Origin of the sequence: Brucella pseudogrignonensis (assembly GCF_032190615.1) — a bacterium.
Classification (GTDB): domain Bacteria; phylum Pseudomonadota; class Alphaproteobacteria; order Rhizobiales; family Rhizobiaceae; genus Brucella; species Brucella pseudogrignonensis_B.
Window position 1 is genome coordinate 534504 of the sequence record NZ_JAVLAT010000002.1, and the last position, 12417, is coordinate 546920.

A 12417-nucleotide genomic window follows, 5' to 3' on the forward strand; every position below is an offset into this window, starting at 1 on the left:
TAATTTATCAGCCATCACAGACGAGAACCAACTAAAAAGCGGCACACGCTCGCCACGTGTACCGCCCAATCAACTGTTTGGATAGCGATTAGCCGCGACGGGTGAGCGAGAAGCGCGAGCCTGCCGAGGATGTACAATTAAGCTGGTTTTGCGAAACGAGAGCGCAGTTTACGCGGGACGAGGTGCCACGCACGATTGAACGCATGTCGATTTCAACCAGCTGGGGAGACTGGTAACGATAATTCCCCTCAGCCAGCTTTTCGTTTGTATCAGTGGCGCGCGTTTCAAAAATACCGCCATTAAAAGATGACACGATCCCGTTTGGATCGACCCAGGAACCATCAATGCCAGATGGCGCGCGATTGACGACCGGGACATTGCCGCCACCGCCAGGGCCGGTTGCCACACAACCTGCAAGCGCGAGCGACACGATTGCCGTAGAGCCAATAATGCGGAAGCGTTTCATGTCCATTTTCTCCATAAGAGTGTTTATCGTGTGATGTATGGAAATTTAAACGAATACAAGTCCCTTTTATCAGGATTGCAAGACTGTTGCGCAACTGTCGCAATCGAAATTGCCCGGCAAAGGCCGGGCAATCCCGTTTGTTTTAGCGCACCAGAATGTTGCGGAATTGCCAAGGGTCTTTGGTGTCGAGGTCTTCTTCGAACAGGACACCACGTCCTTCCAGCGGGTTCCAGTCGGTATAATAGCCTTTGACTGGTCCCAAATAGGGGAGCTGTACTTCAAGGCAGCGTCGATAGTCCATTTCATCAGTTTCGACGATACCGCTTTCAGGGTTCTCCAGCGCCCACACCATGCCTGCCAGAACGGCAGAAGAAACCTGTAGACCTGTCGCGTTCTGATAAGGCGCGAGCTTACGCGCTTCTTCGACGCTCAGCTGCGAGCCATACCAATAGGCGTTTTTGTCGTGACCATAGAGCAAAACCCCCAGCTCATCCGAACCGTCGAGAATTTCTTCTTCTTCAAGCACATGCTGGACCGTCTGTGCGCGTCCACTGCCGCCAAACATTTCGTCAAGCGAGAGAATGGCAACATTGCTTGGATGATAGGCATAGTTACAGGTCGGGCGATATTCGAGCTTGCCCTTCTTGCTGCGCACAGTGAAAAAATCGGCAATCGAAATTGCTTCATTGTGGGTTACAAGCAGGCCATATTGTGCGCCGTGGGTCGGGCACCAGGTGCGAATGCGCGTGTTACCGCCGGGTTGTTCAAGGAAGATCGCAGCCTTGTTGCCTTTCTTCTGCTTGCGAGCATTCTTCGGTTTCCAGTTTTCGTGGGTGCCCCAGCCAAGCTCGGCAGGCTGCAAGCCTTCAGAAATAAAACCCTCGACCGACCATGTGTTCCAGAATGTATCAAATGGCTTTGGTTCTTTGGCGCGTTGGGTGTCGCGTTCTGCGATATGAACGCCTTTCACGCCGACCTTCTTCATGAGCTTCGCCCAGCCCTGACGGTCATCGGTGGCAGGCTCTTCAAATTCCAATTTGAGTTCGGTGGCGAGGTCAATCAGCGCCTTTTTTACAAACCACGACACCATGCCGGGATTTGCGCCGCAGCAGGAAACAGCGGTAGGGCCGCCCGGATGCTTTTTCTTTTCAGCACGCACCGTTTCACGCAGTGCATAATTTGTGCGCGCGGCATTGTCGGCTTTTTCATCGAAATAGAAGCCAAGCCATGGCTCAACAACCGTATCAATATAGAGTGCGCCTTGTTCACGGCTGTAACGCATCAAATCGAGCGAACCAGTGTCGACCGACAGATTGACGATGAACGGTTGGCCTTCGCCTTCCTTGATCAGAGGCCCAAGGATTTTCTTATAATTGTCCTCGGTGATCGCTTCCTTGATGAAGCGGATACCCTTGTCATCTAGGATCTTGCGGTTCTTCTCAGATGGATCAATGACGACCAGACGGGACTTGTCGAATTTGAAATGGCGTTCGATCAGTGGCAGGGTACCGCGCCCGATCGAGCCAAAGCCGATCATGATAACAGAGCCGGTAATTTCGCCATAGACTGGCCATTTCGCTTTCGCCATTTTCTTTCTCTCTCCTGCCGCAAGAATGCCGCGCTTGGTATTTCCGGGATGCGGAATTACTCATTTTGCTACGATAGCACAGGTTCATAGAAAGAAAGAAACGTCACAAGTCTATGACAGCAAACGTGTTTAACGAATTTATATCATAACCAACTGAGCGCGGATCATTCCACGCAATGAATTGCCAACAAGAATGTTGCGCGCGCGGGTAAGATCATCCACTGTCACGATGCCTTCCTGAACCACGCTGTTGTTCAAAAGCTCGCGCCGCAGAACACCATCAAGCAGGCCGCAGGAAAGGGCAGGGGTGACACAGGTCGTGCCGCCGATATCGAGGAAAATCGATGTGATGGTGCCTTCACACACTTCGCCACGTTCGTTGAGCAGAATGGCTTCATCCACCTCGGCTGAAGAATATTCTTCACGGGCTGAAATATAGGCCTCACGCCGCGTGGTCTTGTGGCCCAGCAAGGCATCATCGTGTTTCAGACGCGTTTCTGCCACTGCGATGCGCCAGACAGTCTGTGGCTGCAACGGCTCATAAGGAAAAGCCGCAATCTCGACGAGACCGTCCGGAGCAAGGGTCAGGCGCAGTTTGAGTGGGCTGTCCCCGGCGCTGATCTCGGCGATCTTCTTATGCACCGTTTCCATGTTGTAGCGGAAGCCAAGCTCTCTCGCGGAGTTTTCCAGCCGCGCCATATGAAGATCGCAACGCAGGATACCCGAAAGAGGCTCCCAGCGCATGGTCTCGATCAGCTGATAGTCTGGGTCCGCATGGCTGGTCGCTGTCCCGTCGCGAACCGTGCTTTCAGAAGACATTCCTCATACTCCGCTTGCGCTGTGGAATCGAAGACCACGCCGCCCCCGACATTGAAGATTGCACGATTTTGCTCAAGAAGCGAGATCGTGCGGATGGCAACATTGAACCGCATACGCCCACCCGGCTCGATCCAGCCGAGCGAGCCGCAATAGATGTCGCGCGGGTCGCTTTCTAGTTTGCGCAGAATTTCCATCGCGCTGATTTTCGGCGCGCCGGTAATGGAGCCACATGGGAAAAGCGCTGCAAAAATCGCGCGCAGCGGCAGATTGTCTTGAAGCTTTGCACGTACCCGGCTAATCATCTGATGAACAGTTGGATAAGTTTCGACGCGGAAAAGTTCGGGTACATCAAGTGATCCGACTTCGCTGACCAATGAAATGTCATTACGTAACAGGTCGACGATCATGCGGTTTTCCGCCTGATTTTTAGGGTCGTTCATCAGGAACAGGCGGTTGGCTTCATCCTCAAAAGGGGTGGCACCGCGCGGCATGGTGCCCTTCATCGGATGTGTTTCGATATAACCTTCGCTATCTACTTCAAAGAACAGTTCCGGCGAACGCGACAGGATGATCGGGCCGCCGAGATCGCAATAGGTCGCATAGCGAACGGGTTGACGCTTTGCGAGCGTGTTGAACAGCACGAGCGGATCGCCATCCCATTCAGCGTGAACCGGAAATGTCAGATTGCCCTGATAGCAATCGCCTTCGCGCAAATGCTGGTGAAGGCGCGCAAACTTCAGCTGGTAATCCTCCAGCGACGATTGGGCAACCGGTTCACATAAGTACGTGATGTTGTCATCGCTGCGCGTGTGCAAGGCTTCGTCTGATGGGCCATCGAAGACACCAAAGCATAAAAGCGGCGCTTTGCGACCTTCCGGCAGAAGCTCTTTCAGTTTGGGTTCTAGCAAATAGCCCGCTTCATAAGAGAGGTAGCCTGCAAGCCATTTGCCCGCATTATGGGCGCGTTGCAGGGCCTTCCATGCTGCTTCGAACGTATCTGGCGTATCGGCACGGATAATCGAAGACGGAGCCGCGAATAAAACATCGCGGCCCGCCTTGTCATCCCGAAAAAGGATTTGCGGCCTATTCAAACCCCTATTCAAACCCTTGTGGGTCACGAATTTGCTCAGTCTTCCATGGCTTCGAGTTCGTCGATGATGCCTTCCACCACCGACAGGCCTTTGCTCCAGAAATCCGGATCAGTTGCATCAAGGCCAAATGGCGCCAGCAGTTCCTTGTGGTGCTTGGTGCCACCCGCTTTCAACATGTCGAAATACTTCTGCTGGAAGCCTTTTTCCGAGTTCTGGTAGACGGCATAAAGCGAGTTTACCAGACAATCACCGAAAGCATAGGCATAGACGTAGAACGGCGAATGGATGAAGTGCGGAATATAGGTCCAGAAGGTTTCGTAACCCGGATTGAGATTGACCGCATCGCCAAGGCTTTCGCGCTGCACGTCCATCCAGATTTCGCCGATACGCTCTGATGTCAGTTCGCCTTCGCGGCGCTCGGTGTGAACACGACGCTCGAACTGGTAGAAAGCGATCTGGCGCACGACTGTATTGATCATGTCCTCGGCCTTCTGAGCCAGCATGGCCTTGCGTTCGCGCTTGTTGGTGGTGCGTTCAAGCAGCGAGCGGAACGTGAGCATCTCACCAAAAACGGAAGCCGTTTCAGCCAGTGTGAGTGGCGTCGATGCCATAAGCGCACCCTGTTCGCCGGCCAGCACCTGATGCACGCCATGGCCAAGCTCGTGCGCAAGCGTCATCACATCGCGCGGCTTGCCCATATAGTTGAGCAGCACATAAGGATGGGCGGAAGGTACGGTTGGATGCGCAAAAGCACCCGGCGCCTTGCCCGGACGCACTGGCGCGTCAATCCAGTTCTTGTCGAAGAATTTCTTGGCGATCTCGGCCATTTCCGGCGCGAAGTTGCCATAGGCGGAAAGCACGGTTTTGCGCGCCTCATCCCACGAGATCAGCGCCTGCGGTGTTTCCGGCAGCGGCGCATTGCGATCCCAGTTCTCCAGCTTTTCGAGGCCGAGCCACTTGGCTTTCAACGCATAGTAGCGATGTGACAAGCGCGGATAGGCTGCTTCAACGGCACTGCTGAGCGCATCGACAACTTCACGTTCAACGCGATTGGCAAGATGGCGGCTGTCGGCAATGTCTTGAAAACCACGCCAGCGGTCGGAGATTTCCTTGTCCTTGGCCAGCGTATTGGTAATCAGCGTGAAAGTGCGCAGGTTTGCGCCGAAAGTCTTGGCAAGCGCTTCCGATGCCTTTTTGCGCAAGGCACCATCTGCGTCCTGCAGCATGTTGAGCGTCTGCTCGATGGCCAGTTCTTCGCCATCGATTTCAAAACGCAGGCTCGACATGGTTTCATCGAACAGTCGGTTCCAAGCGCTGTAGCCGGTGATCGATTTTTCGTGGAAAAGCTGTTCCAGTTTGTCGTCAAGCTCATAGGGTTTGTCGAGACGAAGATCTTCCAGCCATGGGCGGTAGTGGCCGATCGAGGGATTGGAGGCCATCGCCTTTTCAAGCACGTCGTCATCGATGCGGTTGATTTCTAGGCTGAAGAAAATCAGCGGCGTGTTGGCGTCAGTCAGTTTCTGTTGCACATCACCGAATAGTTTCATGCGCTTTGGATCGGTTGTGTCGCCGTAGTAATAAAGGCCCGCGAATGAAGCGATGCGGCCCATGAGTTCGCTTAGACCCTCATATTCCTTGATCGCATCGGCAAAATTTACGCCATTGGCCTTTGCCGCTTCTTCACCGAGTTTGCCTTTCCAGCGGGCTTCAAAATCGGCTGCATCCTTTGCCGCCTTTTCGAGATCGGCTTTCAATTCAGCGCTCTCAGCAGAAGGGTAGAGGTCAGCCAGATTCCACTCGGGCAGCTTTCCAAGGTCAGCCTTCGTGGCAGCTCCCGTATCACCGGCTGGCATATGAGGCATGGTGTCGAGCATCGCAGACTTCGAAAAACGTTTCATGGCAAAGGTCATAGCATTCTCCTGTTGCCTTCTTCTCGCATGTCTTTTTCAAGACGCCAAGGGGCAAGGTGCCATCCTAAATCATAGAACTATTCTGAGGATGAAATAAGCTCCGATCATATGAGGGGTTGCATTCAACGAAAGCGCGACTGCAAATGCACGCCTGAAATAAGACATATACTAGTTATTGGGATACACCATCATATAAACCGCTGATAGATAAGCAATTAATGAGTACGCGTATTCTTATAGTCGACGATGATCCGATACAGCGCAGAAGCCTTGAGGCTGCTGTGTTGCGTATGGGGCACAGAAGCATTCTCGCGGATGGCGGTATCAATGCGCTTGGTTTCATCACTAACCGCAAAGATATAGCGCTCGTTCTGCTTGATCTGTCTATGCCTGATCTGGATGGTTGTGCGGTTCTTGCCCGGATGCGGCAGGCCAATGTCAAAGTTCCCGTTATTGCAATTGCTCAAGTCGATGAAGTCGAAAAAGCGATGCAAGCTATTCGGCTCGGTGCCACTGATTTTATGACGAAGCCGGTTGTTTTTGAACGTATGCAAGTCTCCGTTGCAAATGCATTCAAGCTTGATTCGCTTTCGCAGGAGTTAAAGCGAACACGGACGACTCAGAAGTCGCATATCTTGCTATCTGAGCTTGTCATGAAAAGTCAGGAGATGGAAAATGTCTCAACGCTTGCAAGACGGGTGATGCAGCTTGATTCACCGCTTCTCATTGAAGGTGAATATGGTACAGGCAAGGAAACACTTGCGCGTGCCATCAGCAGCGGTGGTACACGTTGGCAAGGCGCGTTCGTTGCCATTGATTGTCGCGTGATTGCAAAGCAAAACACCAATGAAGTGCTGTTTGGTCAATCAAATGATGATCGTGGGTCGACCTTGGTTCAGCCACCTATCCGTATTGCTGGAAAACTAGCAGAAGCACAGGGCGGTACACTGTTTTTTGATGAGATAAGTGCCCTGCCTTATCGGACGCAAGGTCGTCTTTTTGAAGCGATGCGAGGGTTACAGAAGACGACAGATAATGCGTTGCTATCAGATACCCGCATTATTGCATCTAATAGCAGAGTGCTAGCCGATTTTGTTCATATGGGCCGCTTTCACCCTGGCCTTTATCAATTGCTTTCTTCATTCCATATTACTTTGCCACCACTAAGAGATCGGCTGGAAGACATTCCAATTCTTGCGCATCAGTTTCTGATGCATTTTGCGAGCGAAGAACGCTTAGGGCATCTCACCGGGATTACACCTGCTGTGATGGAGGGGCTAAAAAGCTATGATTGGCCCGGCAATGTTCGTGAACTCAAAAATGCAATCTATCAGGCAGTTCTTCTTTGTGAAGAACATGCGCTAACAGTGCATGATTTCCGCAATATGGATATTTTTGGCGGCGTTAGTTATCCGCGCGCAAATATATCTTCGACTCCCAGGCTATCCGGTCATTCTCACGAGGTTCGGCTCGCGGGTGCCATCAGGGGTGTCACGCCAGAGGGGCAAGTGCGGACACTGGCCGCTGCTGAAGAAGAGATGATCCGCTTCGCGATAGGGCATTATGATGGTCAAATCAGTGAGGTTGCTCGTCGTTTGGGTATTGGCCGAACAACACTTTATCGAAAATTGAAAGAATATGGCATCGATGTGGCGTCTATCTCGTCGAAGAAAGAAGACGAAGATTTAAGCTATAAAGAGGGCAATCAGCCGCAAATTTTGCGCGCTTAAAACAGATAAGAAACTGAAAATATTAATGAAATGTTGCAATGCCTGTGAGTGTTGCCAGAATGTTAGCATCTCAGAAGATTGTTAATAATTTTTTACCATGATAAAAATAGATGCGCCCCTGTGTCTTTTTTGCCATGGTGTTTCCTCATTTGTTGTTCACTAAGCGTCCATTAACCATTAAATCCGACAATAAGGGTTCACGCATATTCGTTTCTTGGAACTCTGATACGGCCTTTAGGGCGGACAACACGGTAAGGCGATATAATTCGATGAGCAGCATATCGACTATCAAAGCGCGGTTGGCGAAAGTCTGGACGGGTTTGTTCAATTCGGCTTCCCAGGTTCGAGCGTCTGCTTCGACAGCTTTGGTTGCGGCGGCGGTCGTAACGGCGTTAGCGCCTTCGCAGGCGTCTGCCGAAACGCGCACGCTGAAGCTCTATTATGTTCATACGGGTGAAAAAGCAGAAATCACCTTCAAAAAGAATGGCAAATTTTTGCCGGACGGTTTGAAGAAGCTGAATGTTTTCTTGCGTGATTGGCGTCGTAATGAACCGACGAGAATGGACCCGCGGCTGTTCGATCTCGTTTGGCAAGTGTATCGCTCAACCGGTTCGAACCAGTATATCACGGTTGTTTCCGCTTATCGTTCGCCCGCAACGAATAACATGCTGCGTTCCAAGACGAGTGGCGTTGCTAAAAAGAGCCAGCACACGCTTGGCCGTGCGATGGATTTTTTCATTCCGGGTGTTCCACTCGCCAAACTTCGCGCTATCGGTATGCGTTATCAGATCGGTGGCGTCGGCTATTATCCGCGTTCAGGCTCCCCTTTTACCCATATGGATGTTGGCAATGTCCGCTCCTGGCCACGTATGAGCCGTCGCGAGCTGCTCGCTCTGTTCCCGGACGGAAAAACGGCGCATATTCCTGCTGATGGCAAGCCACTGCCGGGGTATGAACAGGCTCTTGCTATGATCGAACGGCAGAAGGCAAGCGGCGGTAACGTTATGATGGCAAGTAACTCTGCTCCGCGTAAAAGCAAGACTTTGTTTGGTGCTCTCTTCGGCGGCGGAGGCGCTGACGAAGAAGAAGATAATGGTGATGTTGCTCCTGCCGCGTCGCGTCCGGCACGTGCTGCTCCTGTTCGTCAGGCTCCAACACCTGCTGTGCCGGTACAAACGCCTCAACCCGAAGCCATGATCGCTGCGCTTCCGGCACGTGATGCACCGATTCCGATGCAGGCTCCGCGCCCTGAAGCCATCATACAGGCACCACAGCAAGTGGAAGAAGCGCCTGTGGTTGCATTCAATGTTCCTATTCCTTCTCGTAAGCCTGCTAACGCAGCACAGGATGCGATTGCTCTGGCAGCAGCGGCAATGCCGGACGAGGGTGCCGCACAACAAGTCGCTGATGCTGGGACTAACGCGATGCTAACCGGTTTTGTTCCAGTCCCATCAATGCGTCCGCAACAGGAAACTGCATCACAATTGGCTTCGGCTGTCGTTCCCGCGATGCGTCCGCAACCAGCGCAAGAAAACCCGCAGGATGCGATTGCTCAGATCGTTAATAACAATCCGCAGGCCGAGGCAACGGTTGCAGATGCAGGCAATGTGATTGCCCAGGGCAATGCTGCTTCCTATCCACTGCCCAAGGAAGCTCCACGGGCCGATACGCAATTGGCAATGGTTTCCAAAAAGGATGAAATCAGCGAGCTTATTGCGCCACCACGGGATGATTTTGAAGCACAGCAAGTTGCTGTCGCTAAGCCTCAGCCAGTGAAGATTGCGCCAGTCAAGACTGCCTCTGTTTCAAAGACAACTCCATCGCGTTCGCATGTTGCTGCCGTTGGGCATGGAGCAAAAACCGGTGTGCGTTCAACGGGCAAGGGTGATCGTCGCATTGCTGCCTCGGCCGCGCGTCCAGCGCCTATGGTTCAGCCAGCCGCAATGCCTGCTTCTGCAGTCGCGATGTCTACAGAGTCTGTCGCACAGACTGCGCCGGCAACCAATGCAGTTCTGCGTAATGATGCGCTGCGTTCGGCTCCTGCTATGGTCTATACGGCTGGTTTCCAGCGGGGTAACTTACCGAGTGAACGCTCCGGTCAGTTTAGCGGTAATGCCGTTACATTCTTGACGGTAGCGAAGTTCACTGAAACGAACTGACTATCTGCGGAATCAAGATAAGCAAAAGGGGCCTTGTCGGCCCCTTTTTTATTTTACCGTTTAACACTCAGGCCTTTAAAGCTGCGGCTTCCGCGGCAAGCTTGGTGATGCCGTCCCAGTCGCCTGCTTCCAGCAGTTCTTTCGGGGCAACCCATGAGCCACCGACACAGACCACATTTGGCAGCGATAGATAGGTCTTCGCATTGCCCAGGCTGATGCCGCCAGTTGGGCAGAAGGTTAATCCTGCCAGTGGTGAGGAAAGGGCCTTGAGGAACGGTGCGCCGCCTGCCTGTTCTGCCGGGAAAAACTTGAGATGCGTGTAGCCTTCTTCGCGAAGAGCAAGCATTTCGCTCGGGGTGATTGCCGCAGGCAGAAGCGGCACATCACTGTCATCAGCTGCAGCGAGAATATACTTCGTTGCGCCAGGACTTACGATGAAGCGTGAACCAGCCTTGGCTGCCTCCTCATATTGCTTGGCATTGAGAATGGTGCCCGCTCCAACGATCGCTTCCGGCACTTCTGATGCGACTGCGCGAATTGCGTCGAGTGCTGCCGCTGTGCGCAGGGTGATTTCGATGGCCGGCAATCCACCCTTGGCCAAAGCGCGTGCAAGCGGAACCGCGTGTTCGACCTTCTCAATCAGCAAGACGGGAATGACCGGCTGGCCTTGCAGGACGGGAACGAGAAGATCGGTTTTCTGCGGCATAGGTTTGCTCTTCTGCTGGAAATTGAATGGCTAAAACCGATTTAAAGCGCATGGCCTTGTTTGTCTACCGCACGTATCAAAACCGATACGCGGCCCGGCAGCGTCACGCCGCTTTCATTAAGTGGCATAAACTGCGGCTCCATCGCTCATAGGCTGCGGCCATGCGGCTATCATATTGATTGCGCGAGAAGGCGGGGCCATTGTAGCGGCGCGCAAAATCGCGCCAGTCTTTTGCCTGTAAAGTTGGCTTCAAACCGGCCTTTTCGATGAATTTGAGCATCAGCGAGACTTGCCCTGTGACGCCGCTGCGTGCCTCGTTTACCAATTCATCAATGCTGCGATAACCAAGCCATTTCCAGTGGGCGCCCATCACCTGACCCAAGCCCCATGAGGTAGATTCAAGCGCTGCCTGACGGTGAATGCTCATGGCACGCTCCAGCAGCAGCCAGCGCTCACGTTGCATCTTGGGGTTGCGCACGCGTCCGGCTTCTGGTGAGGCCAGTCCCATCTGACGCGCCTGTTCGCGGATACGGCCAGACAGCCTGCGATCAAAATAATGACCCTCGAAGCGAATTGCCGGTTCTTTTCTATCCGCGACAGGAAACAGCGCCCGTCCGCCACTTTCCACTTCGGCAACTGCCAACAAAGCGGCTGGCTCAATGTCCGCATCATTGGCCATGGAGATGACTGCTGCGAAAGTTTCGGTATCAAACATCTGGTTTCTCCTCTGAAAACTACGGTCATCGAAGCCAGATTGTCGCTGCACCTGAGTAGTCGGGGATAAATAACTTGAATTTGCCGCGTTCGAGGACTAGGTCGAAGTAAATTTAAAAGAGATAGAACCTATGAGCAATTTGCCATTTACCGTTGCCGCCCTTTATTGCTTTGCGCCATTGCCGCAATATGAAAGCCTGCGTGAGCCGCTCGCTGAGCTGTGCTGCGCGAATGGAATCAAAGGAACGCTATTGCTGGCTGCGGAAGGCATTAACGGCACGGTTGCAGGTTCCGCAGATGCTATCGAAAAGCTTGTTAAATATATTACGGCTGTCCCAGGTCTTGCTAATCCGGAATTGAAATACTCACATGCAACTGAAATGCCTTTCTATCGCATGAAGGTGCGTTTGAAGCGCGAAATCGTCACAATGGGCGTCGAGGGTATTGATCCGCTGAAAAGCGTCGGCACATATATTGCGCCTAAAGATTGGAACGCGCTGATTGCCGATGAAGACACGGTCGTTGTCGATACGCGCAATGATTATGAATATGCCATCGGTACTTTTGAAGGCGCGCTTGACCCGAACACCAAAACATTCCGCGAATTTCCGGAATGGGTGGAGCAGAACCGCGACAAGCTTGAAGGCAAGAAGATTGCCATGTTCTGCACGGGTGGCATCCGTTGTGAGAAGGCAACCGCCTTCGTCAAGGGTCTCGGCTTTGATGATGTTTTCCACCTCAAGGGCGGTATTCTGAAATATCTCGAAGACGTGCCAAAAGAAGAAAGCATGTGGAACGGCGAATGCTTCGTGTTCGATGAACGCGTGGCAATCGGTCATGGTCTAACGGAAAGCGATATCGAGCTTTGCCGCGCCTGCCGCCGTCCAATCACTGCAGAAGACAAGCTTTCGCAGTTCTTCGAGGAAGGCATTTCCTGCGCTGGTTGTTATGACGAACGCACGCCGGAAGATCGCGCTCGTTTCGCGGAGCGCGAAAAGCAGGTCAAGCTCGCCAAGCTGCGTGGCTCAAGCCACAAGCACATCGGACGCTAACTTTTTTTGAACGCGCATCTTAGTCCGAAAACCGCTTCACACTTTTCGGGATGCGCTTTGATGATGCGGCCCTTTTTGCCGCATCATTCTTATCAGCACTAGCCAAAGCTAATACTCCCCTTTAAGGTGGCCATGTTTTCGGAACGATATGAATTCGTTACGGAAATTCTGGGCGGCTTTTG

The 12417-nt window shown here is 52.7% G+C and carries 10 protein-coding genes; 3 read left to right on the forward strand and 7 right to left on the reverse strand.

Annotation, left to right across the window (positions count from 1 at the left end):
- Window positions 1–88: 88 nt before the first annotated feature.
- The 5 genes from omp10 to RI570_RS13830 form a co-directional block, all read right to left on the reverse strand.
- Window positions 89–466 carry an outer membrane lipoprotein Omp10 gene (gene omp10 / locus RI570_RS13810; protein WP_313829137.1) on the reverse strand — a complete coding sequence of 126 codons (378 nt, stop codon included), beginning with the start codon at window positions 464–466 and terminating at the stop codon, window positions 89–91.
- 142 nt (window positions 467–608) lie between these two features.
- On the reverse strand, window positions 609–2054 hold the full coding sequence (locus tag RI570_RS13815; RefSeq protein ID WP_313829138.1) for a homospermidine synthase: 1446 nt from the start codon (window positions 2052–2054) through the stop codon (window positions 609–611).
- 138 nt (window positions 2055–2192) lie between these two features.
- Complete coding sequence (locus RI570_RS13820) at window positions 2193–2873, reverse strand: aminotransferase class IV family protein (protein WP_313829139.1); 681 nt, start codon at window positions 2871–2873, stop codon at window positions 2193–2195.
- On the reverse strand, window positions 2807–3964 hold the full coding sequence (locus RI570_RS13825) for an aminodeoxychorismate synthase component I (protein ID WP_409558673.1): 1158 nt from the start codon (window positions 3962–3964) through the stop codon (window positions 2807–2809). The genes RI570_RS13820 and RI570_RS13825 overlap by 67 nt, the downstream gene beginning before the upstream one ends.
- A 35-nt stretch (window positions 3965–3999) precedes the next feature.
- Window positions 4000–5874 (reverse strand): M3 family oligoendopeptidase, encoded by a 1875-nt coding sequence (locus RI570_RS13830; protein WP_313829140.1) that lies wholly within the window; start codon window positions 5872–5874, stop codon window positions 4000–4002.
- A 218-nt stretch (window positions 5875–6092) separates the two neighbouring features.
- Between RI570_RS13830 and RI570_RS13835 the strand changes: the two genes are divergently transcribed.
- Window positions 6093–7604: a sigma-54 dependent transcriptional regulator gene (locus RI570_RS13835; RefSeq protein WP_313829141.1), complete on the forward strand. Its 1512-nt coding sequence runs from the start codon at window positions 6093–6095 to the stop codon at window positions 7602–7604.
- A 269-nt stretch (window positions 7605–7873) separates the two neighbouring features.
- On the forward strand, window positions 7874–9763 hold the full coding sequence (locus RI570_RS13840) for a DUF882 domain-containing protein (RefSeq protein ID WP_313829142.1): 1890 nt from the start codon (window positions 7874–7876) through the stop codon (window positions 9761–9763).
- Between the two features lie 67 nt (window positions 9764–9830).
- On the opposite strand, the gene RI570_RS13845 is transcribed toward RI570_RS13840, so the two are convergent.
- The gene (locus tag RI570_RS13845) at window positions 9831–10469 is read right to left on the reverse strand and encodes a 2-dehydro-3-deoxy-phosphogluconate aldolase (RefSeq protein WP_313829143.1); all 639 of its coding nucleotides are present in this window, start codon (window positions 10467–10469) and stop codon (window positions 9831–9833) included.
- A 103-nt stretch (window positions 10470–10572) separates the two neighbouring features.
- Window positions 10573–11184, reverse strand: coding sequence for an N-acetylmuramidase family protein (locus RI570_RS13850; protein ID WP_313829144.1), 612 nt, complete (start codon window positions 11182–11184; stop codon window positions 10573–10575).
- 130 nt (window positions 11185–11314) lie between these two features.
- On the opposite strand from RI570_RS13850, the gene RI570_RS13855 reads away from it, so the two are divergent.
- Window positions 11315–12235, forward strand: a complete 921-nt coding sequence (locus RI570_RS13855) for a rhodanese-related sulfurtransferase (RefSeq protein ID WP_313829145.1) — start codon at window positions 11315–11317, stop codon at window positions 12233–12235.
- Window positions 12236–12417: the final 182 nt, after the last annotated feature.